Annotated in this window: 23 protein-coding genes; 15 read left to right on the forward strand and 8 right to left on the reverse strand. The window is 63.1% G+C overall.

Annotated elements, in window-relative coordinates; translation table 11 throughout:
• The first annotated feature begins 59 nt into the window (after positions 1-59).
• The 5 genes from pgsA to NKI49_RS01910 all read left to right on the forward strand — a co-directional run bounded on the left by pgsA (position 60) and on the right by NKI49_RS01910 (position 2,675).
• On the forward strand, positions 60-656 hold the full coding sequence (gene pgsA / locus NKI49_RS01890) for a CDP-diacylglycerol--glycerol-3-phosphate 3-phosphatidyltransferase (protein WP_352598610.1): 597 nt from the start codon (positions 60-62) through the stop codon (positions 654-656).
• Position 657: 1 nt separating this feature from the next.
• The gene (gene moaD / locus NKI49_RS01895; protein ID WP_352598609.1) at positions 658-915 is read left to right on the forward strand and encodes a molybdopterin converting factor subunit 1; all 258 of its coding nucleotides are present in this window, start codon (positions 658-660) and stop codon (positions 913-915) included.
• A gap of 5 nt (positions 916-920) precedes the next feature.
• Complete coding sequence (locus NKI49_RS01900; protein WP_352598608.1) at positions 921-1,397, forward strand: molybdenum cofactor biosynthesis protein MoaE; 477 nt, start codon at positions 921-923, stop codon at positions 1,395-1,397.
• Positions 1,398-1,477: 80 nt separating this feature from the next.
• The gene (locus NKI49_RS01905) at positions 1,478-2,242 is read left to right on the forward strand and encodes a YbaY family lipoprotein (RefSeq protein ID WP_352598607.1); all 765 of its coding nucleotides are present in this window, start codon (positions 1,478-1,480) and stop codon (positions 2,240-2,242) included.
• A gap of 163 nt (positions 2,243-2,405) precedes the next feature.
• Positions 2,406-2,675, forward strand: a complete 270-nt coding sequence (locus NKI49_RS01910; protein ID WP_352598606.1) for a hypothetical protein — start codon at positions 2,406-2,408, stop codon at positions 2,673-2,675.
• Between the two features lie 152 nt (positions 2,676-2,827).
• Here the strand turns inward: NKI49_RS01910 and ndk are convergent, their stop codons facing one another.
• Positions 2,828-3,250, reverse strand: a complete 423-nt coding sequence (ndk, locus tag NKI49_RS01915; RefSeq protein ID WP_352598605.1) for a nucleoside-diphosphate kinase — start codon at positions 3,248-3,250, stop codon at positions 2,828-2,830.
• A 214-nt stretch (positions 3,251-3,464) separates the two neighbouring features.
• Here ndk and NKI49_RS01920 point away from each other — a divergent pair, with 214 nt between their 5' ends.
• The gene (locus NKI49_RS01920) at positions 3,465-3,728 is read left to right on the forward strand and encodes a DUF2934 domain-containing protein (RefSeq protein WP_352598604.1); all 264 of its coding nucleotides are present in this window, start codon (positions 3,465-3,467) and stop codon (positions 3,726-3,728) included.
• 81 nt (positions 3,729-3,809) lie between these two features.
• Here the strand turns inward: NKI49_RS01920 and NKI49_RS01925 are convergent, their stop codons facing one another.
• A complete protein-coding gene (locus tag NKI49_RS01925) occupies positions 3,810-4,502 on the reverse strand; it encodes a glutathione S-transferase family protein (RefSeq protein WP_352598603.1) in 693 nt (230 codons plus the stop codon).
• Positions 4,503-4,569: 67 nt separating this feature from the next.
• Between NKI49_RS01925 and NKI49_RS01930 the strand changes: the two genes are divergently transcribed.
• Entirely contained in the window at positions 4,570-5,082 is a 513-nt protein-coding gene (locus NKI49_RS01930) for a DinB family protein (RefSeq protein WP_352598602.1), read from the forward strand.
• 19 nt (positions 5,083-5,101) lie between these two features.
• On the opposite strand, the gene NKI49_RS01935 is transcribed toward NKI49_RS01930, so the two are convergent.
• Positions 5,102-6,046 carry a LysR substrate-binding domain-containing protein gene (locus NKI49_RS01935; protein ID WP_352598601.1) on the reverse strand — a complete coding sequence of 315 codons (945 nt, stop codon included), beginning with the start codon at positions 6,044-6,046 and terminating at the stop codon, positions 5,102-5,104.
• Between the two features lie 625 nt (positions 6,047-6,671).
• Between NKI49_RS01935 and NKI49_RS01940 the strand changes: the two genes are divergently transcribed.
• From NKI49_RS01940 to NKI49_RS01950, 3 genes are all read left to right on the forward strand, one after another.
• A complete protein-coding gene (locus tag NKI49_RS01940; RefSeq protein ID WP_352598600.1) occupies positions 6,672-7,118 on the forward strand; it encodes a Ros/MucR family transcriptional regulator in 447 nt (148 codons plus the stop codon).
• Positions 7,119-7,256: 138 nt separating this feature from the next.
• Positions 7,257-9,134, forward strand: a complete 1,878-nt coding sequence (locus tag NKI49_RS01945; RefSeq protein ID WP_352598599.1) for an ABC-F family ATP-binding cassette domain-containing protein — start codon at positions 7,257-7,259, stop codon at positions 9,132-9,134.
• Positions 9,135-9,373: 239 nt separating this feature from the next.
• On the forward strand, positions 9,374-11,482 hold the full coding sequence (locus NKI49_RS01950; protein WP_352598598.1) for a molybdopterin-containing oxidoreductase family protein: 2,109 nt from the start codon (positions 9,374-9,376) through the stop codon (positions 11,480-11,482).
• Positions 11,483-11,509: 27 nt separating this feature from the next.
• Here NKI49_RS01950 and NKI49_RS01955 read toward each other — a convergent pair whose 3' ends face one another.
• Positions 11,510-12,652 (reverse strand): flavin-containing monooxygenase, encoded by a 1,143-nt coding sequence (locus tag NKI49_RS01955; protein WP_352598597.1) that lies wholly within the window; start codon positions 12,650-12,652, stop codon positions 11,510-11,512.
• 445 nt (positions 12,653-13,097) lie between these two features.
• Positions 13,098-13,247: a hypothetical protein gene (locus tag NKI49_RS01960; RefSeq protein ID WP_352598596.1), complete on the reverse strand. Its 150-nt coding sequence runs from the start codon at positions 13,245-13,247 to the stop codon at positions 13,098-13,100.
• A gap of 112 nt (positions 13,248-13,359) precedes the next feature.
• Between NKI49_RS01960 and NKI49_RS01965 the strand changes: the two genes are divergently transcribed.
• The 5 genes from NKI49_RS01965 to NKI49_RS01985 all read left to right on the forward strand — a co-directional run bounded on the left by NKI49_RS01965 (position 13,360) and on the right by NKI49_RS01985 (position 17,336).
• A complete protein-coding gene (locus NKI49_RS01965; RefSeq protein WP_081689545.1) occupies positions 13,360-13,533 on the forward strand; it encodes a hypothetical protein in 174 nt (57 codons plus the stop codon).
• A 57-nt stretch (positions 13,534-13,590) separates the two neighbouring features.
• Positions 13,591-15,684 carry an ATP-dependent helicase gene (locus tag NKI49_RS01970; protein WP_352598595.1) on the forward strand — a complete coding sequence of 698 codons (2,094 nt, stop codon included), beginning with the start codon at positions 13,591-13,593 and terminating at the stop codon, positions 15,682-15,684.
• A 12-nt stretch (positions 15,685-15,696) separates the two neighbouring features.
• Positions 15,697-16,479 carry a 4-hydroxy-tetrahydrodipicolinate reductase gene (gene dapB, locus NKI49_RS01975; RefSeq protein ID WP_352598594.1) on the forward strand — a complete coding sequence of 261 codons (783 nt, stop codon included), beginning with the start codon at positions 15,697-15,699 and terminating at the stop codon, positions 16,477-16,479.
• 368 nt (positions 16,480-16,847) lie between these two features.
• Positions 16,848-17,048, forward strand: coding sequence for a DUF680 domain-containing protein (locus tag NKI49_RS01980; protein ID WP_352598593.1), 201 nt, complete (start codon positions 16,848-16,850; stop codon positions 17,046-17,048).
• Between the two features lie 57 nt (positions 17,049-17,105).
• The gene (locus NKI49_RS01985) at positions 17,106-17,336 is read left to right on the forward strand and encodes a DUF680 domain-containing protein (RefSeq protein WP_352598592.1); all 231 of its coding nucleotides are present in this window, start codon (positions 17,106-17,108) and stop codon (positions 17,334-17,336) included.
• A 167-nt stretch (positions 17,337-17,503) separates the two neighbouring features.
• Here the strand turns inward: NKI49_RS01985 and NKI49_RS01990 are convergent, their stop codons facing one another.
• The 3 genes from NKI49_RS01990 to purM are packed head-to-tail and all read right to left on the reverse strand — an operon-like array spanning position 17,504 to position 19,855.
• On the reverse strand, positions 17,504-18,019 hold the full coding sequence (locus tag NKI49_RS01990) for a SixA phosphatase family protein (protein ID WP_352598591.1): 516 nt from the start codon (positions 18,017-18,019) through the stop codon (positions 17,504-17,506).
• Positions 18,020-18,068: 49 nt separating this feature from the next.
• Positions 18,069-18,782, reverse strand: a complete 714-nt coding sequence (purN, locus tag NKI49_RS01995) for a phosphoribosylglycinamide formyltransferase (protein WP_352598590.1) — start codon at positions 18,780-18,782, stop codon at positions 18,069-18,071.
• Positions 18,779-19,855 (reverse strand): phosphoribosylformylglycinamidine cyclo-ligase, encoded by a 1,077-nt coding sequence (gene purM, locus NKI49_RS02000; protein ID WP_352598589.1) that lies wholly within the window; start codon positions 19,853-19,855, stop codon positions 18,779-18,781. The genes purN and purM overlap by 4 nt, the downstream gene beginning before the upstream one ends.
• Between the last annotated feature and the right edge of the window lie 32 nt (positions 19,856-19,887).

Consider the following 19,887-nt stretch of genomic DNA (forward strand, 5'->3'; position numbering starts at 1 on the left):
TGTTGACCCCCCACATTCGCATCTGATTTGAGTACGCAGGCAGAAAGAGTCCCCAAGATATGGCCCAGCGCGCGTTCAACCTGCCCAACATACTGACCTACGCCCGCATCATCGCGGTGCCGCTGGTCGTGCTGTGCTTTTTTCTGGAAGGACACCTGAAATCGAGCGATTTTGCCCGTTGGTCGGCGCTGGTCATTTTCCTGCTGGCGTCGGTTACCGATTACTTTGACGGCTATTTTGCGCGCGCCTGGCAGCAGACCTCCAACATCGGCAAGATGCTCGATCCGATCGCCGACAAGCTGCTGGTCGCTACCTGTCTTTTGCTGCTGGCCGCCGACACGGATCGTCACGCCGGTATCGCTGGCTGGTCGCTGTGGGCGGCGATCATCATCCTATGCCGCGAGATCCTGGTTTCGGGCCTGCGCGAATATCTGGCGGCGCTCAAGGTCTCGGTGCCGGTGACGCAGCTTGCCAAGTGGAAGACGACGATCCAGATGGTCGCCATCGCCTTTCTGCTGGCAGGACCGGCCGGTGACAAGATCTTTCCGCTGACCACGCAGACCGGCCTGGTGCTGCTGTGGATCGCGGCGCTCGTCACGCTCTACACCGGCTACGACTATTTCCGCGCCGGCCTCAAGCACATCATGGACGAGTGAGATGACGACCCGCCTTATCTATTTTGCCTGGGTGCGCGAGCGCATCGGCATGCCCGAGGAAGACATCGACTTGCCTGACGGCATCGAAACGGTCGCCGACCTGTTGCGCTGGCTGAAGTCGCGCGGCGAGGGCTATGAGAACGCGCTGCAATATCCCGACGTGATCCGTGTCGCCATCAACCAGGAACATGTCGACCATCGCGAGAAGATATCGGGCGCGCGCGAGATCGCGCTGTTCCCGCCCATGACCGGAGGCTGACAACCATGTCGGCCGCCATGGTGCCGACCGTGCGGATCCAGGCCGGGGATTTCGACGTCGCCGCCGAGATCGCCCGGCTGACGCAAGGCCGTGCCGACATCGGCGCGGTGGTCACCTTCTCCGGTCTCTGCCGAGACGAGCAAGGCACGCTTTCGGCGCTTGAACTCGAACATTATCCCGGCATGGCGGAAGCTGAAATCGGCCGCATCGCCGCCGAGGCGGTTCAGCGCTGGCCGCTGCAGGGCCTGACGGTCATTCACCGGCACGGCAAGATCAGGCCTGGTGAGAACATCGTGCTGGTGGTGGCCGCGTCTGCGCATCGCCAGGCGGCGTTCGAGGCGGCCGATTTCCTTATGGATTATCTGAAATCGCGGGCGCCCTTCTGGAAGAAGGAGCATCGCGCCGACGGCTCCGAGGGCGGCTGGGTCGACGCCAAGGAAACCGACGCCAACGCCGCGCGGCGCTGGAAACCGTCCGAATAAACCTGCGCCGCAGCCATGCATTGACCGTAATCCTTTGGCCAGTTGGGCGCGGTTGGTCGGCTTGGGCAAGGGAGGTGATCATGCTGGACAGGATCGCGGAGTTCCTGGTCTTCGGTTTCGTGCCGCTTGTCGTCGGCATATTGGCGGTGCCGGAAACGTCGGTTGCAGCCGAAAAGGCGATCAGGGGCGAAGTGATCTATCGTGAGCGCATCGCCTTGCCGCCCAGCGCCGTTCTTTCCATCCAGCTTGCCGATGTCTCGCTTGCCGATGCGCCGGCCAAAATCATCGGTGAGCAGAATGTAAAACCCACCGGCCAGGTGCCGATCGGTTTCGAGATAAAGTTCGACGCTTCCGTCATCCGGTCGCAGATGACCTATGCGCTGCAAGCGCGCATTACAGTCGATGACAAGCTCCTGTTCATCAGCGACGTGCGCCATCAGGTCGACCCGCTGACCGACGTGCCGCAGACGATCATGCTCAAGATCGTCACGCCGAGCACCGAGCCGGGGGCTTCCGTGGTTGGGCAGCTCTGGTTGGTCGACTATGTCGATGGCATCGGCGCGATCACCGCGCCGCAAGCGACGTTCAAGATCAGCGAAGCGGGCAAGGCCGGCGGCCACGGCCCCTGCAACAGCTATTTCGCCACGGTCAAGGTCGACGGCCAGGCGATCGCCATCAGCGATGTCGGCTCGACCTACAAGGCTTGTGCGCCGGAGGTCATGGCCGAGGAAAAGGCGCTGTTCGATGCGCTGACCAAAGCGGCGTCGTACAAGATCGATGCCGGCAAGCTCACCATCGCCGACAAGGACGGCCGCGAAATCCTGCGCTTCAGCGCCGCGAGCTGACACATATTTCGTAACCAACGCGCTTCAGCCGGAATAATCCGGGCAGGAGGAGCGTTTCTCTCAGATATGGCGGGTAGGCAAAAGGGATGTTCTCGAATGTCCCTTCGTTGAAGCCGCCAGACCTGCTGCGGCTCGTTCTGGCCTAACTCGAAGGAGTCCAGAGATGAAAACGCACGTGCTTATCCTTGCTGCCACAGGCGCATCGCTCCTTGCCCTTACCGGCCTTGCGAGGGCAGACGACCATCTGTTCAATGCCGAGCAGCATGGTCTCAGCCCCGACAGCCAAGCCTTCCAGACCAACAAGGCCGGCCACAGTGGCGACCTCGCGCCTGGGCAGGGCAGTCCGTTCACCGGCGCCGACACCCAGACGCCGGCCACCGACACCGAGGCAGCGAACGCTCATGCGAACGTAAAAGATCGTCAGCCGAAGTGAACAGAACCTGGCAGGCTGATCCGGGTGGCCGCTTCCTCGTTTACGGGCGCGCGTTGCATATGTTGCAATTCGTGCGCGGGACCTGACCGTTCAGCCAATGAGAAAGGCCGGCTGAACGCCGGCCTTTCCAGATCACGCTTGATGAGGTCGGCTCAGCCGACGATCTCCGTATCGGAGAACCAGTACTTGATCTCCTGCGCTGCGGTTTCCGGAGCGTCGGAGCCGTGCACCGAGTTTTCGCCGATCGACAGCGCATGCACCTTGCGGATTGTTCCTTCGGCGGCATTGGCCGGGTTGGTGGCGCCCATCACTTCGCGGTTCTTGGCAATGGCGTTCTCGCCCTCCAGCACCTGGACGATCGTCGGCGCCGAAGACATGGACTCAACCAGTTCGCCGAAGAAGGGACGCTCCTTGTGAACGGCGTAAAATCCTTCCGCCTCGCGGCGGCTCATCCACACACGACGCGAAGCGACGACGCGCAGGCCGGCGTCTTCCAGCATTTTGGTGATGGCGCCGGTGAGGTTGCGCCGGGTTGCGTCCGGCTTGATCATGGAAAAGGTGCGTTCGAGCGCCATGGGGTCGTCCTTCTGAGAATGGAATTGAGAGTGGCGGGCTCTATACAAGTCACCCGGCCCATTGCCAAGGGGAGGCGGGCGCGGTGTGCGTTTCTGTGGCGGGCCGGCGTCGACAGGATGGGCCAGAGGCGAGATCGGAGAGCTGCAATGCTGCGCTTTGCTTGCTATAGTCGCGTGTCGGCGCCGCGCTGAAGTCGGCCCGAATGGAGATGATATGACCATGACAGACGATCGTCAGGAGCGCATTCGCAACCGTGCACATCAGATCTGGCAGGAAGAAGGGCAACCGGCCGGTCAGCACGAACGTCACTGGAACCAGGCCGCGGCCGATATCGATCGGGAGGATGCCACGGGGAAGCCGCCGGCAGCCAAAAAACCGGCCAAGAAGGCAACCGGCGCCGGCAACACGAAAGCTGCCCCCAACGAGGCCAAGGCCGTTACAAAGACCAGCAAGCCAAAAAAGGCGGCGACCAAGTAGGTCTGGCCGTCTCGCTCCAACCTGTTCGCAAGGATTGAAGGCCATTGCGCTCGCCTTGCGGCAAGGCCAGGCGCCGCGACCTCATGCCGCCGCGGCTACGTTTCGTCCCAACCCGCCATGCAGGTCGAGGCAGCGGGCGAACCATTGCGCCACCAGGTCGCCGTCGTCGAGCAGCCGATAGGGCGAGGCTATACGCGCCCATTGCAGTGCTCCAAAGACGATATAGTCGGCAAACAGCGGTGAGGCGCCGCCGATGAACGGTTGGTAGCTCAGCGTCGAGCGCAGCGGTTCCAGCGAGGCCCTGAAACTGGTGAGCCCGGCTTCCCGCGCGGCCATCACGTCTTCCAGTTTCTTACCCAGGCGCTGCTCCCGGCTCTGGCGGAAATAGGCGGCGTTCGCGGCGTCCTGCATGGCGTGGATATCCATGATCGCGGCGGTGGTCACATAAGGATGGATGGTCAGCTGCGACCAGCGCTCGACGAAGCGCGCCATCGCCTTGCCGCCTTCGCCGCCGAACAGCGTCGGCCGCTCCGGATAGGCCTCTTCGAGATAGAGAGCGATGGCGAAGGAATCGGCGACGACGGTGTCCCCGTCGCGGATCACCGGAACGAGTTTCGATACACCGCCCTCGACGCTGGGCACTTCGAGGAAACGCGTCGGCACGGTGCTGATTTCGAGCCCCTTATGGGCCAGCGCCATCGTCGTCTTCCAGCAATGCGGGCTGAACGGACGGCTCTCGTCGCGCCCGACGAGATCATAAAGCACAATGGTCATTGGCGTCGGCTCCCTTGCGGTCTAGGTATCGCTCCCGGCACCCGAAACGGGCTCGGCGGAGAAGAAGATGAGACAGCACTTCATGATGTTTGCGGCCTATAATCAATGGGCCAATGGCCGCATCTACGATGCCGCCGCCAATCTCGATGAAGAGGAATTCAATCGCGATGTCGGCGCCTTCTTCGGCTCGTTGATGGGCACGCTCAATCACCTTCTGACAGCCGACCGCATCTGGATGAAGCGCTTCACCGGCGAGGGCGACGCGCCGACGACACTGGACGCCATCCTCTACCGGGCGTTGCCGAGCCTGCGAATGGCACGCGATGCGGAGGACAAGAGGATGATCGACTGGATCGGCGGCCTGAGCGATAAGGCGTTGACGGGGCGCTTTACCTACATGACGGTCTCGGACATGCGCACTGTCTCGCAAAGACTGGCGCCGGCGCTGGATCATGTGTTCAATCACCAGACCCACCACCGCGGCCAGGCGCATATGATCCTGACGGTTCTGGGCCGCCCTTCAGTGCAGCTCGATCTGGCGTCTTTTCAGCGCACCGAGGAGGGGCGCGCATATGCGTGATTTCGCCGCCGGCAGACAGTCAGGCGTCGATATCACAGTCCAATTGGCTCTGCGTCAAAGCCGCCTCCGCCATGACCCATTGTTTGAACAGCAGCACCTTGCGTGTTCCAAGCGTCTTGTGGGGAGAGACGAAATACCAGCCGGCCGTGTTCGGGTGGTGGACGGCGAATGGAGCCACCAGCCTTTCGGCGTGGATATCGCTGGCCATGTAGGCGCGATTGGCCACCGCAAAGCCCATCCCGGCATTGGCTGCCTCGTAGGACATCATGCACGAATCGAAATAGATGCTTCTGGTCTCGCTGAGCACGAAGCTTGCACCGGCAAAGCCAAGCCAGGATTGCCAGTTCTGGGTGCAGGTGTCGGAATGCAGGAGCGTGAAGTGCTTGAGGTCGTCGGGTGTCACCTTCGACGGCTTGTCGCCGAGAACGTCATGGAACAGCTTGCGGCTGCACACAGGCGTCAGGTCTTCCCGAAAGAGCAGATCGGCCTGCAGCCCGGAAAGTCCGCCGTCGCCATAGCCATAGCGGATTTCGAGGTCGAACTCCGAAGTCGTGAATTCGTGCGTCGCATAAGAGGTCGAGACCCGCATGGTGATGTCGGGATATCGCTGCTGAAACAGCGGCAGGCGCGGAAACAGCCAGCGTGCGGCAAAGGTCGGCAGCACCGATATCTTCAGCACATGTTCCTGTGATTGCCCGGTCGCTTCCATGCTGGCGGCGACGATCCGCTCCAGCGCCTCGCGAACGCGCGACACATAGGTCTCGCCCTCCGGCGTCAGAGATACCGCATTGCCACCGCGCTGGAAGATCTTGAAGCGCAGCTGGTCCTCCAGGCTTTTGACACGCTGGCTGACCGCCGAAGCGGTGATGAACTGCTCTTCGCCGGCGCGCGTGAAATTCCCGTGCCTGGCAGCACTCTCCACGATTTTCAACGAATTGAGGTTAACCTGATTGAGCAAACGCACAGTTTCGACCTTAAGCTGGGCTTACGCTAGCACCAGCATTCCTAACTTTACAGGGGTGGGCGAATTTATCGAGTGATTGCCAAGTGTTGTCCCCATCCTGGAGAAGTAAAGCGAACGCCTATGCCATTCCCGACTGTGTTATGCGATGGGTCGCGAAGCCAGCATCGGCCACGGCACCGCCTGGAAAGTGTCGAGCTTCGGCGTTGGGCAGCATCTGCACGGCGTCGCGATCGGCTTGGAGCGGCTCGGAGGCGGAAAGCTGTGTTTGACGAAACGAACGTGCTGCCGGGCAGGAAGCGCATTTGCTGGTCAGGAGTTTGGCGCCGAGGCGCTCACTTTATGCCGCGATGAGGGCCGAAAAGGCGGTCGAGCAAATGAATTTCAGGCGTTGTGCCCGCTGGAAGCATATTCTTGAGATATTGGCGCACAACCTAGGCGCGAAGTCTGTCAGTACTAAGTATTAGATTTTCTAATTTGCAACGCATCGATTTTCATAAAAGATATATGGTGGCAAGTCTTGATTCGGTTTAGGCTTGACGATCCGTTGGTGGGCTCGGTTAAAGAGATACATCGATAAAAGTCTTCGCTGGGGTGGAGGGCTTTGTCGCAAATAGGATGAAAAGAATTGTCAAATATCGAGGATAAGACCGTTATCGAGCTGACGGCTGATATTGTCTCGGCCTATGTCGGCAACAATCCGCTTCCGGCTTCCGGCCTGCCTGACCTGATTGCCAGCGTCAGCGCGTCGGTTCGGAAGCTGGCCGGCGCGGTTGTCGCGGAAAGCCCGAGCCTGGTGCCGGCCGTGAACCCGAAGAAGTCGGTGTTTCCCGATTACATCGTCTGCCTGGAGGACGGAAAGAAATTCAAGTCGCTCAAGCGGCATCTCCGGACGGACTATGGCCTGAGCCCGGACGACTATCGGGCCAAATGGGGCCTGCCGCCCGACTATCCGATGGTCGCTCCAAACTATTCGGCGACGCGGTCCGCTCTGGCGAAGTCGACGGGACTCGGCCGCAAGCCGGCGGCAGCGCCCGCCGCGGCCAAGGCAACGAAGCGCAAGGTAACGGCCTGAGCGCTGCCCGGACCCGTGTGGCAAGCCGCTGATCGGCTGCATTGACGGCGCCTTTGCGGGCGTCGTTTCCAGGCCTTGTGCGGTCAACTGGCCAGCAAGGCCTTGCGAAGCGTTGATGTCCAGTGCAAAAGCGCGGCCATGCTGATCATCAACGACCTTTCGCTCCGCATGGCCGGACGCCTGCTTCTCGACCATGCCTCGCTGACCTTGCCGGCCGGCACCAAGGCCGGCCTTGTCGGCCGCAACGGTACCGGCAAGACCACGCTGTTCAAGGCCATCACCGGTGATTTTCCCTCCGAGACCGGATCCATCGGCCTGCCGAAGAACACGCGCATCGGCCAAGTGGCGCAGGAAGCCCCGGGCACCGAGGAGCCGCTGATCGAGATCGTGCTGAAGGCCGACCTCGAACGGACGGCGCTGCTCGAAGAGGAAAAGACCGCCGCCGATCCGCACCGCATCGCCGACATCCATATGCGGCTGGCCGATATCGATGCGCATTCAGCCGAGTCCCGCGCGGCCACCATTCTCGCCGGCCTCGGCTTCGACGACGCGGCGCAGCGCCGGCCGGCTTCCTCTTTCTCCGGCGGCTGGCGCATGCGCGTGGCGCTCGCGGCCGTGCTGTTTTCCGAGCCCGACCTTCTGCTGCTCGACGAGCCGACCAACTATCTCGATCTCGAAGGTACGCTGTGGCTGGAAAATTATGTCTCGAAATATCCGCGCACGGTGCTGCTGATCTCGCACGATCGCGACCTGCTCAACCGCGCCGTCAATTCGATCGTCCATCTCGACCAGAAGAAGCTGACGTTCTGGCGCGGCGGCTACGACCAGTTCGAGCGCCAGTATACCGAGCAGAAGGAATTGCAGGAGAAGGGCCGCGTCAAGCAGGAAGCCGCCCGCAAGCACATGGAATCCTTCGTCGAGCGCTTCCGCGCCAAGGCCTCGAAGGCGAGGCAGGCACAGTCGCGCATCAAGGCGCTGGAAAAGATGAAGCCGATCGCGGCCATCGTCAACGACACGGTGCGGCCGTTCTCCTTCCCTGAGCCGGTGAAGACCGTGGCATCGCCGATCATCGCGCTGAACAACGTCAATGTCGGCTACACCGAGGGGCAGCCGATCCTGAAGAAGATGACGCTGCGCATCGATGCCGACGACCGCATCGCGCTGCTCGGCGCCAATGGCAACGGCAAGTCGACCTTCGCCAAATTGCTGTCCGGCCGGCTTAAGCAGGAGAGCGGCAGCATGACGGTGGCGCCCGGGCTGAAGGTGGCGATCTTTGCCCAGCACCAACTCGACGATCTGCGTCCCGACGAAAATGCATACGAACATGTCCGCCGCCTGATGCCGGAGGCGCCGGAATCGAAGGTGCGCGGCCGCGTCGCCCAGTTTGGTCTCACAACCGAGAAGATGAACACCGCCGCCAAGGATCTTTCAGGCGGCGAGAAGGCGCGGCTGTTGATGGGCCTGTCGGCTTTCGAGGGGCCGAACCTGTTCATCCTCGACGAGCCGACCAATCACCTCGACATCGACAGCCGTGAATCGCTGATTCACGCGCTGAACGAATTTCCCGGTGCCGTCATCCTGATCTCGCACGACCGCCATCTGCTGGAGGCGACCGCCGACCGGCTGTGGCTGGTCAAGGACGGCGCCGTCAACCCGTATGACGGCGATCTGGAGGACTATAAGACGCTGGTCACCGGCGTGTCCGGCGACCGCCGCGAGCGGCGCGAGGCCGAGAAGGCTTCGAAAGCCGACCGCCGGCGCGAGGCGGCACAGCGCCGCGCTGCTTTCGAACCGCTCGCTAAGGAAATCCGTGCCACTGAAGCGCTGATGGACCGCATCCGCAAGCGCATCGACGGCATCGAGGACGAGCTGGCCAATCCGGCGATCTACGAAAAGGATCCCTCGACCGCAACACGCCTGGCCAAGGAGCGCTCGCAGCTTGCCCAGACACTGGCCGGCCACGAGGAAAAATGGCTGACCATGTCGGCCGAATACGAGGAAGGCACGGCGGAGTGATTGCGTAATCTCCCCCCTTGTGGGGGAGATGGCCGGCAGGCCAGAGGGGGGCGCTGTCCCGCCTGCCTGCCAGCTCTTGCACTGGCTGACCATCGGTCTTTGGTCGCTTGCGGATCATGCCAACAGTTGGCGATCCTTCGCGCCCCCCTCTGTCCTGCCGGACATCTCCCCCACGAGGGGGGAGATCGGCTAATCATCTGGCCCTACACGCCGTCTCCAAAACCCGCTACACAAACCCCATGAACCAGCACGCCAAGCTCCGCATCGGCCATTCGGCCTGTCCACATGACTGCCCCTCGACCTGCGCGCTCGAGGTCGAGCTGCTCGACGGCAACCGCATCGGCCGCGTCCACGGCGCCAAGACCAACAGTTACACGGCCGGCGTCGTCTGCGCCAAGGTCGCCCGCTATGCCGACCGCGTCCATCACCCGGACCGTTTGCTGAAGCCGCTTGTCCGCGCCGGCGCCAAGGGTGATGGCGTGTGGAAGGAAGCGAGTTGGGAAGCAGCGCTCGACCTCGTCGCCGAAAAATTCATCGCGGCCGAGGAGAAATACGGTTCGGAGACGGTCTGGCCCTACTATTATGCCGGCACGATGGGGCTGGTGCAGCGCGACGGCATCGACCGGCTGCGCCACGCCAAGAAATATTCCGGTTTCTTCGGATCGATCTGCACCAATCTAGCCTGGACCGGCTGGATGATGGGGGCCGGCGCCCTGCGTGGCCCGGACCCACGCGAGATGGCAAAATCCGACTGTGTGGTGATCTGGGGCACCAATGCCGTGGTCACCCAGGTCAATGTGATGACCCACGCCATCAAGGCGCGCAAGGAGCGCGGCGCCAAGATCGTCGTCATCGACGTCTACGACAACGCGACGATGAAACAGGCCGATCTTGGCCTGGTGCTGAAGCCCGGTACCGATGGCGCGCTGGCCTGTGCCGTCATGCATGTGCTGTTCAGGGAAGGCATGGCCGACCGCGCCTATCTCGAAAAATACACCGATGACCCAAGCGGGCTGGAAGCGCATTTGCGCTCCCGCACCCCCGAATGGGCGGCTGATATCACCGGTCTGACCGTTGCCGAGATCGAGGCTTTCGCCCGGCTCGTCGGCACGACGAAAAAGACGTATTTCCGTCTTGGCTATGGCTTCGCGCGCCAGCGCAATGGCGCCGTCAACATGCATGCCGCGTCCTGCATCGCCGCGGTCGCCGGCTCCTGGCAATATGAGGGCGGCGGCGCTTTCCATTCCAATTCCGGTATCTTCAAGCTCAACCAGGAAGTGCTGGAAGGCACCAGGATGCGCGATCCCTCGATCCGTCATCTCGACCATTCGCGCATCGGCCCGGTGTTGACCGGGGCCAGCGATGCGCTCTATGGCGGCCCGCCGGTGACCGCGATGCTGATCCAGAACACCAATCCGGTGAATGTCGCGCCGGAGCAGCGCCTGGTGAAGCAAGGCTTCCTGCGCGACGACCTGTTCACATGCGTGCACGAGCAGTTCATGACCGACACGGCCAAGCTCGCCGATGTCGTGCTGCCGGCGACGATGTTCCTGGAGCATGACGACGTCTACAAGGGCGGCGGCAACCAGCACATCACACTTGGCCCCAAGCTGATCGAGCCGCCGGAAGGGCCGCGCACCAACCATTTCGTCATCGAGGAATTGGCCAAGCGCCTTGGCGTCGCCGACCGCCCGGGTTTCGGGCTGACCGAACAGCAGCATATCGATATTATTCTCGGCAAGCGCGGGCTCGGCAGCTTCGACAGCCTGAAGGCGCAAAAGTGGGTCGACCTGCAGCCGGACTTCGACGCCGCGCATTTCATTGGGGGATTCGGCCATGCCGACGGCAAATTCCGCTTCCGCGCCGACTGGACGGGACAGGCGGCACCCAACCGGCCGCCGAAGAGCATGGGCCTGTTCGGCCCGGTGGAGCGCTTGCCGCAATTTCCAGACCACGTCGATCTGATCGAGGTTGCCGACGAGGCGCATCCGTTCCGGCTGGCGACCTCGCCGGCGCGCAACTTCCTCAACTCGACCTTTTCGGAAACACCGGTGTCGAAGGCCAGGGAAGGCCGTCCGGAGTTGCTTCTGCATCCGGATGATGCGGCGGCTCATGGGCTCGCCGACGGCGACCGTGTCGAGATCGGCAACGAGCGTGGCGAGGTCGTGCTGCACGCGAAGCTGTTCGACGGCATTAAGCGTGGCGTGGTGATCGCGGAGGGCATCTGGCCCAATAGCGCTCACGAACGCGGCGAGGGCATCAACGTGCTGACCGGCGCCGACGCGCCAGCACCCTATGGCGGCGCTGCATTCCACGACAACAAGGTCTGGCTTCGCAAGGCGAACTGAGGCCGATGCGGGCTTCGATCGTCTGCGTCATACCGGCAGGATTTCAGCAGTCTTTTTTCTGTTCTGCCGGAGACGGATGTCGTCTGCGATCGCCTGAGCTTCGATCCCGATTTCGCGCAGCAGGCCGGTGACCGAATTGTGGAAGCCGACGAGATAAAGACCGAGTTCCGAAGCGCGTGCATTGACGCCGCTGGCCCCGGGCTCGACGCCGGGTTCGAGGAATTTGGCATAGGCTGGGCGATAGCCGGTGGCGAAGATGATCGCGTCGAAGTTGCTATGCCGGCCGTCGACGAAACGGGCGCCGCCTTCTGATATTTCCGCAATGTCGGGCGCGACCTTGATCGCGCCTTCGCGGATCTTGCCGATGGTGCCGACATCGATCACCGGGATGCGCGATGCCAGGGATATCTGTTCCAGCAGTCCCTGCTTCGGGCGGTTGAGCCCATATTTCTCCAGCTTGCCCAACACCAGGTCGAGGATGATAGGGAAGACGGCGTCATTGACGCGTCGCGGCCCCAGGCGTGTCGCCATGCTGACGACCTGGATGGGCACGCCGAGCAGTTCGCGGGGCACGATATGGACGCCGCCGCGCACGGAGATCGTCGGCCGCGCGCCGCCTTCCACCAGGTCGAGAGCGATCTCGGCGCCGGTGTTGCCCATGCCGACGACCAGCACCGACTGACCGGCAAACGGCGTGTTGTTGCGGTAGTCCGCGCTGTGCAGACTTTTGCCCTTGAAGGTTCCGGCGCCGGCGAATACCGGCATCAGCGGCTCGGCATTGTAGCCCGACGCAATCACCACATGGGAAGCGCGCACGGTGCCAGACGTCGCTTCGACGCCCCAGTTTCTGCCCTGCCGGCCGATCGTCCGCACCGTTTCCCCAAATCGGGGCCGCAGGTCGAAGCGCTGCGCATAGGCATCGAGGTATTCGACGAAGAGATCGCGCGGCACATAGCGCGGATAATGCTTGGGAAACGGCACGAACGGCAACGAGGAATAGCGCTTGGTCGTGTGCAGGTGGACGCGCTCGTAATGGCGACGCCAGGCGGGCGCGGCCTGCTGCTCTCTTTCAAGCAGTATGAAGTCGACTCCGGCCTGCCGCAGGCACGCGGCAACGGCCAGGCCCGCCGGCCCGGCACCGATGATCGCAACCGGGGTAGTGTTGTCCAATCGCGCCTCCCGCCAAATTCGCGCTGCGGAGAATGGCGAAAGCATGCGAGACATGCAACCCGGTCGCTCAACCGGGCAAGGGGAACCCGACCGTGACCCGGTCCATGGCGACGAAAGTGCGGAACTTCCGGACATCGTTGCTGCCGTCAGCGCCTGATGGGCACTCATGTCTGGCACGGTGACGAGCCTGCCAACAAGCTTTCCGGGGGAAACCGCCCGGCCAAGGCCGAAATGCTCAAACGCGCATGACGTAGGGGCAAGACTCAGCTAGCCTCGGTCTTGCGGCGGACCTGATATCCGCCTGGCCGGCGCTATCAGGCACCTCCCAAGCGGCGCCGGCCTTCTTCTCTTCGGCTTGCCGCCAAATCAACGGACTCGATCGCATCGAGAAATGCATCGGCGCGACACCGTGATGTCCGCGCGGAGCATCGTTGTGCGCGCCAAGTCATTTGCCGGGAGCGTCCGTATTTGCGGCGGGATTGCTGGCGGCGGGCGGATTTTGATCGCCGCCAGGCGCCTTCGTCGGCGGGAGATTGTTATCGCAAGCCGAGACAGCCAAAACCACCAGGACGAGTATCAAAGTAAGCTTTTTCATCGCTACCTTTCCTGATTCTCACAACGAGACGGTGTCGGTTTGGTTGCGATGTTCCATCAGGGAACAAAACGCCACATCTTCGGTTGATCCCAGATCATGGGAGAACCGCTGCATGATCCGTCTGATCCTGGTTGGCGCTTTTGCGTTTGTTACTTATCGCCTCGTCCGCAAGATGATCGATGACGTTCCCGACGACGTCGATCCTCTCTTGTTGCCGGCACCAGCCAACGACCGCGAGGCATTGCGCCGCCAATCGGCGGCAAGGGCGGCCGATCCGAGACGCTAGCCCGTCGCCGCGCCGCTTCTCCGTTGCGAACAAAGCAGAAACGATGCTTGATGGGGAATGAACCTTGCTGCCCCTGATTCGACCTTTCTGGATTCGACTATCCAGCCGGCCTATCTCGCCCGGCTGAACAATGCCCAGCGCCAGGCCGTCGAGCACGGCGATGGCAGGATCGCCGGGCCGCTGCTGGTCATCGCTGGCGCCGGCTCGGGCAAGACCAACACGCTGGCCCACCGCGTCGCGCATCTGATCGTCAGGGGAGCCGACCCGCGCCGCATCCTGCTGATGACCTTTTCGCGCCGGGCAGCTTCCGAAATGGCCAGGCGCGTCGAACGCATCGCCGGCGAGGTGCTCGGCCGCGACGCCGCGGTGATCACGGATGCGCTGACCTGGGCCGGCACCTTTCACGGCATCGGCGCCCGGCTGCTGCGCGACTATGCGCTGGAAATCGGCCTCGACCCGGCCTTTACCATCCACGACCGCGAGGATTCCGCCGACCTGATGAACCTGGTGCGCCATGAGCTCGGCTACTCCAAGACGGAAGCGCGCTTCCCCACCAAGGGCACCTGCCTTGCCGTCTATTCGCGCGTAGTCAACGCGCAGGCACCGCTCGGCGAGGTGCTCGGCTCCGCCTTTCCCTGGTGCGCCGGCTGGGCGGAGCAGCTGAAGCAATTGTTCGCCGGCTATGTCGAAGCCAAGCAGGCGCAGAACGTGCTCGATTACGACGACCTGCTGCTCTACTGGGCGCAGATGGCGGCCGAGCCGGAGATCGCGGCGCATCTCGGCGAACGCTTCGACCATGTGCTGGTCGATGAATACCAGGACACCAATCGTTTGCAGGCATCGATACTCATGGCGCTGAAGCCGGACGGCACCGGTCTGACGGTGGTCGGTGACGATGCGCAGTCGATCTATTCGTTCCGCGCCGCCGAGGTGCGCAACATCCTCGACTTTCCAAACCAGTTCGCGCGGCCGGCCGACGTGGTGATGCTGGAGCGCAATTACCGCTCGACCGAAACCATTCTGGCCGCCGCCAATGCGGTGATCGGCGAGGCTTCGGAGCGGTTCACCAAAAACCTGTGGTCGGAGCGCAAATCAGCCGACAAGCCGCGACTGGTAACCGTGCGCGACGAGGTCGAGCAGGCCAATTTCGTCTGCGACGCCATTCTGGCCGAGCGCGAGGTCGGCACGGCGCTGAAATCGCAGGCGGTGCTGTTTCGCACCTCGCATCACAGCGGGCCGCTGGAGATCGAGCTGACGCGGCGCAACATCCCCTTCGTCAAGTTCGGTGGCCTGAAGTTCCTCGATGCCGCTCACGTCAAGGACGTGCTGGCGGTGCTGCGTTTCGCCGAAAACCCGCGCGACCGCGTCGCCGGTTTTCGGGTGCTGCAATTAATGCCGGGCATCGGCCCTTCGGCCGCCGGACAGATCGTCGAGACCATGACCACGGCGCTGGACGAGGCGATGGGCCTCGCCGGCTGGCGCCCGCCGCAGCGTGCGGCCGATGATTGGCCCGGCTTCGTCTCGCTCTATACCGGCCTGCGGGCCGGTGCCAAATGGCCGGCCGACCTCGAACAGGTCAGGCTGTGGTACGAACCGCATCTGGAACGCATCCACGAGGACGCGATCACGCGCCGGGCCGACCTTTTGCAGCTTGAGCAGATCGGTACGGGCTATGCGTCGCGTGAACGGTTCTTGACCGAGCTGACGCTCGATCCGCCGGACGCGACCAGCGATCAGGCCGGACCGCCACATCGCGACGAGGACTATCTGATCCTGTCGACCATCCACTCGGCCAAAGGCCAGGAATGGAAGAATGTTTTCGTCCTCAACACGGTCGATGGCTGCATTCCGGCCGATCTCGGCGTCGGCACCAAGGAGGACATGGAGGAGGAGCGCCGGCTGCTCTACGTGGCGATGACCCGGGCCAAGGACAATCTCAACCTCGTCATGCCGCAACGCTTCTTTCCGCACGGCCAGGCGGCGCGCGGTGATCGCCATCTCTACGCTTCGCGCACCCGCTTCATCCCGGCCTCGATCCTCACCGCGTTCCAGCAGATCTCGTGGCCGGATGCGCAGGCGGCACAGGGCAGGGCGCCCCGGCCGGAGGTGCGCGTCGACATCGGCGCGCGCATGCGCGGCATGTGGAAATAGCTGGCGGCGCCCGTGTCGCAACGACCGATCAGGATTGCGATCGCGGGTGCGCTGGGGCGCATGGGCCGCCGGATGACGGACGCCGTGCAGGCCGATGCGCGGTTAGCGCTCGCCGCCCGCTTCCACCGGCCTGGCGTCGATGGTGACGGGCTGGCGAGCCGCGACGAGGCGCTTGCCATGGCCGATGTGGTGATCGACTTCACCTCACCCGCTGCATCGGCCGATCTGGCCAGATACTGCGCCAAGCGTGGCGGACCGGCTCTGGTCATTGGCTCGACGGGCTTCGATGCCGCCGAATCAGCGACCATCGCGGAGGCTGCGAAAACTATTCCCATCGTGCGCTCCGGCAGTTTTTCGCTCGGGCTGAACATGCTGGTCGGATTGGTCGAGCAGGCCGCCCGTGCACTCGACCCCCATGATTGGGATGCCGAGATTTTCGAGGCCCATCACCGCCACAAGATCGATGCGCCGTCGGGAACCGCCTTGATGCTGGGGCAAGCCGCGGCCGTCGGGCGCGGCGTCGAATTGGACAAGGTCGAGCGGCGCGCCCGCGACGGCGCCGTCGGCGCCCGGCCTGCGGGCGAAATCGGCTTCGCGGTGATGCGCGGCGGCAGCATTGTCGGCGAGCACAGCGTCAGCTTCTGTGCCGAGGGCGAGACCGTCACCGTGTCGCATTCGGCTGGCGACCGCATCATGTTCGCCCGTGGCGCCATCGCCGCGGCGCTCTGGGTGGCGGCACGCGCGCCTGGTGAATACGATATGCGCGACGTGCTGGGATTGAACGCCCCATCGTGAATGGCGGGTAATTCCTTCGCCGGGTTCAACAGTCCGGAAAAAAGATACACGTCCACGCCTTTCAAACCGAACCGTTCGGTTCGATTTGTGTTGACGCACTGTGCATCACATGGTGAACGACAGCGGCTCGAAGGCACGCCATGAAAAATGGCTCTCTTGAATAACTAATTGATATCTATCGAAAAGATTGTGGCCGCCGAGGCCCATGATCGAATTTCAAGGCCCCGCGGCGCAAGGTACATGGAACATCTTCGTGATTGGAACTCGGCGAATGGCAAGCCCATCTCGGGGTGGTCCGAGCGACGCGAAATTCCTCCCAAGGGCACGCCACTAGACGGACACAACAAAGAAACACTGGAGTAAAGACAATGACCAAGATCGCTCTTACCGCCGCCGCCATCCTCGTTGCCACGGGCACTGCATTTGCCGGCGGCGACAATTATGGCTCGGCCAATGCCAACCAGCCCGCCGCGACCGTCGACAATTCGTTCACGGCTTCCACCCAGAAGTCGACCGTCGAGAAGCCGGTCACGCAGGGCAGCGACCGCAACCTGTTCGGCAACCGCTAATCGCGTTTTCCCGATCCGGTTCCAATCAACCAAATCTCAAAATCAGGAGTACTTAAAATGACCAAGATCGCTCTTACCGCCGCCGCTATCCTCGTTGCCACGGGCACCGCCTTTGCAGGCAGCGACAACTACGGCTCCAACAACGTCAACCAGCCGGTTGCGGCCAGCCATTCGGCTTCCGATATCGACACCACGCACACCGGCTCGATCGCGAAGTCCTTGAAGGCGCAGGGTGATGCCAACGCCAACGTGCCGGCTCAGTCTGGCCAGGGCATCTGGGGCCGTTGATTTCTGCAAAATCCTCGACCACAAAGAGCGGTGGGCTTGGCCCGCCGCTCTTGTTTTTTGTGCGCTAGCACAGCGCCGGCCGACCTTCGGCTCGAGATCCAATCTCGCAATCAGGCAATAATGTCTGACGTGTCAGATGCAGTGGCATGGCCCGCCGCGCCGGAATCCTAGCCCAGATCCTTCGGCCGCAAATAGTGCGTCAGTCGCGCGGACGACAGCGCGGACCAGTTGCCCTCGAAAAGGAAGCGGGCAAGGGCTGTCGTCGGGAATTTTTCATCGAGCCTCTTGCGCGCCCTGGCTTCCGACCTTGGTCCGGCGAGTTGTCTGGCCAGATCCTCCAGTCCCGGATTATGGCCAACCACGACCAGGCAGCCGATCGACGAATCGGTTTGATGAATTTGGCTCAGAATATCGGCCGCTGAAGCATCGTAGAGCGCCTCGTTGAACACGACGCTGGGATGCGCTGGCATCTCGGCGGTCACCAGGCGCCAGGTATCGCGGGTGCGCAGCGCCGGGGACACCAGCGCCAGTTCCGGTAGCCAGCCGCGTGCCGCGAGTTCGCGCCCCATCAGCGGCGCCGTTTTCAGCCCACGCGGGCCAAGCGGCCGGTCGAAATCGGCAAGGTTGGGGTTGTCCCAGCTCGATTTGGCGTGGCGCAGGAGAAGCAGTTGTCTCGTCGGCATTGTTCAGGACCTAGGGGTCGCTGCCAAGCAGTTTTGGAAGCCGCAGACCTTACGGCGTGATGCGCGCCAGCTGTTCGAGGTCGATTTCCTCTCGCACCGGGCTCGGCGTGATGATCATCGAAGTTGCGTTGTCGGCATCGTCCGCGAAGCGGGCAAAGACCGTGCGTCCATGTTCCATCCGCGCCCTGCCTTCGGCGACCAGGCCCAGCGCCAGCGGATAGAGCTGGTGCTCTGCCTTCAGCACGCGGGCAGCCAGCGCATCGGCATTGTCGCCGACCATCACCGGCACCGCCGCCTGGGCGATGATCGGCCCATCATCCATTTCGGACGTGACGAAATGCACCGTGCAGCCATGGATGCGCATGCCGGCGGCCAATGCGCGCGCATGGGTGTCGAGCCCCTTGAATGCCGGCAGCAGGGCAGGGTGAATGTTGATCATGCGGCCCTGCCATTTCTGGACGAAGCCGGGGGTGAGGATACGCATATAGCCGGCCAGTGCCACGATCTCGGCATTGAACGCCGCAAGTGCTGCGTCGATCGCCGCGTCATGCGCCTGTTTGCTGCCATGGTCGGCGCGCGAAACGACTTGCGCCGCGATGCCGCGCGCCCTGGCGGTGGCGAGCCCCACCGCGTCGGCCTTGTCGGAAATGACGCCGACGATCTCGGCTGGGAAGGCGGGGTCGCTGGCCGCGGCGATCAGCGCGGTCATATTGGAGCCGCGCCCGGAGATAAGAACGACGGTGCGTTTCCGCGGTGTGCTCATAGGTCGATCGAGCCTCGATAGATGACGCCGGCATCGCGGCGCGGCACGATGCGGCCGATCGGCGTCACCGTCTCGCCGGCTTCCTGCAATACGGCGGCGACCTGCGCCGCCTGGCCCGAAGCGACCGCCAGGATCATGCCGATGCCGCAGTTGAACGTGCGCATCATTTCTTCGGGTGCCACGCCGCCGGTCTTGGCCAGCCACGAGAACACGGCAGGCACGTCGATCGCCTCGAGGTCGAGCTCGGCCGAAAAATCCTTGGGCAGCACACGCGGGATGTTCTCCGGGAAGCCGCCGCCGGTGATGTGCGCCAGCGCCTTGATGCCGTGCGTGTTGCGGATCGCCTTGAGGATCGACTTGACGTAGATGCGGGTCGGTTCGAGCAGCGCTTCAGCCAGGGTGGCCTCGTCGTTGAACGGCGCCGGATCGCTCCACGCCAGGCCGCTGGTGGCGACGATGCGGCGCACCAGCGAGAAGCCGTTCGAATGCAGCCCGGAGGAAGCGAGGCCCAGCAGCACGTCGCCCTCCACGATGTCGTCCGTGGGCAAAAGCTGGCCGCGTTCGGCCGCGCCCACGGCGAACCCCGCGAGGTCGTAATCCTTGCCGTGATACATGCCCGGCATTTCCGCCGTCTCGCCGCCGATCAGCGCGCAGCCGGCCTGGCGGCAGCCCTCGGCGATGCCGCCGACGATGGCGGCGCCCTGGTCCGGATCGAGCTTGCCGGTGGCGAAATAGTCGAGGAAAAACAGCGGTTCGGCACCTTGCACGACGATGTCGTTGACGCACATGGCAACGAGATCGATGCCGATGGTGTCGTGCTTACCGGCGTCGATGGCGATCTTCAGCTTGGTGCCGACGCCGTCATTGGCGGCGACCAGGACCGGGTCTGTAAAGCCGGCGGCCTTGAGGTCGAACAGGCCGCCGAAACCGCCGATCTCGCCATCGGCGCCCGGCCGGCGCGTCGCCTTGACCAGCGGCTTGATCTTCTCGACCATGAGATTGCCGGCATCGATGTCGACGCCAGCCTCGGCATAGGTGAGCCCGTTCTTACGCTTGGCTGTATCGCGCTTCATATCCGGCTCGTCGCTGTTTCCCTTGCGGGCTC

The organism is Mesorhizobium sp. M0587, assembly GCF_040320945.1.
Classification (GTDB): domain Bacteria; phylum Pseudomonadota; class Alphaproteobacteria; order Rhizobiales; family Rhizobiaceae; genus Mesorhizobium.

What these genes read in the sequence shown, in the direction of transcription:
- NKI49_RS01910 (WP_352598606.1), top strand. Translation starts at nt 2,406, where the DNA reads ATGAAAACGCACGTGCTTATCCTTGCTGCCACAGGCGCATCGCTCCTT.
- NKI49_RS01950 (WP_352598598.1), top strand. Translation starts at nt 9,374, where the DNA reads ATGAACCAGCACGCCAAGCTCCGCATCGGCCATTCGGCCTGTCCACAT.
- NKI49_RS01980 (WP_352598593.1), top strand. Translation starts at nt 16,848, where the DNA reads ATGACCAAGATCGCTCTTACCGCCGCCGCCATCCTCGTTGCCACGGGC.
- NKI49_RS01970 (WP_352598595.1), top strand. Translation starts at nt 13,591, where the DNA reads ATGAACCTTGCTGCCCCTGATTCGACCTTTCTGGATTCGACTATCCAG.
- NKI49_RS01960 (WP_352598596.1), bottom strand. Translation starts at nt 13,247, where the DNA reads ATGAAAAAGCTTACTTTGATACTCGTCCTGGTGGTTTTGGCTGTCTCG.
- NKI49_RS01900 (WP_352598608.1), top strand. Translation starts at nt 921, where the DNA reads ATGTCGGCCGCCATGGTGCCGACCGTGCGGATCCAGGCCGGGGATTTC.
- ndk (WP_352598605.1), bottom strand. Translation starts at nt 3,250, where the DNA reads ATGGCGCTCGAACGCACCTTTTCCATGATCAAGCCGGACGCAACCCGG.
- NKI49_RS01985 (WP_352598592.1), top strand. Translation starts at nt 17,106, where the DNA reads ATGACCAAGATCGCTCTTACCGCCGCCGCTATCCTCGTTGCCACGGGC.
- NKI49_RS01905 (WP_352598607.1), top strand. Translation starts at nt 1,478, where the DNA reads ATGCTGGACAGGATCGCGGAGTTCCTGGTCTTCGGTTTCGTGCCGCTT.
- purM (WP_352598589.1), bottom strand. Translation starts at nt 19,855, where the DNA reads ATGAAGCGCGATACAGCCAAGCGTAAGAACGGGCTCACCTATGCCGAG.
- NKI49_RS01945 (WP_352598599.1), top strand. Translation starts at nt 7,257, where the DNA reads ATGCTGATCATCAACGACCTTTCGCTCCGCATGGCCGGACGCCTGCTT.
- NKI49_RS01930 (WP_352598602.1), top strand. Translation starts at nt 4,570, where the DNA reads ATGAGACAGCACTTCATGATGTTTGCGGCCTATAATCAATGGGCCAAT.
- purN (WP_352598590.1), bottom strand. Translation starts at nt 18,782, where the DNA reads ATGAGCACACCGCGGAAACGCACCGTCGTTCTTATCTCCGGGCGCGGC.
- NKI49_RS01920 (WP_352598604.1), top strand. Translation starts at nt 3,465, where the DNA reads ATGACCATGACAGACGATCGTCAGGAGCGCATTCGCAACCGTGCACAT.
- NKI49_RS01965 (WP_081689545.1), top strand. Translation starts at nt 13,360, where the DNA reads ATGATCCGTCTGATCCTGGTTGGCGCTTTTGCGTTTGTTACTTATCGC.
- moaD (WP_352598609.1), top strand. Translation starts at nt 658, where the DNA reads ATGACGACCCGCCTTATCTATTTTGCCTGGGTGCGCGAGCGCATCGGC.
- pgsA (WP_352598610.1), top strand. Translation starts at nt 60, where the DNA reads ATGGCCCAGCGCGCGTTCAACCTGCCCAACATACTGACCTACGCCCGC.
- NKI49_RS01990 (WP_352598591.1), bottom strand. Translation starts at nt 18,019, where the DNA reads ATGCCGACGAGACAACTGCTTCTCCTGCGCCACGCCAAATCGAGCTGG.
- NKI49_RS01925 (WP_352598603.1), bottom strand. Translation starts at nt 4,502, where the DNA reads ATGACCATTGTGCTTTATGATCTCGTCGGGCGCGACGAGAGCCGTCCG.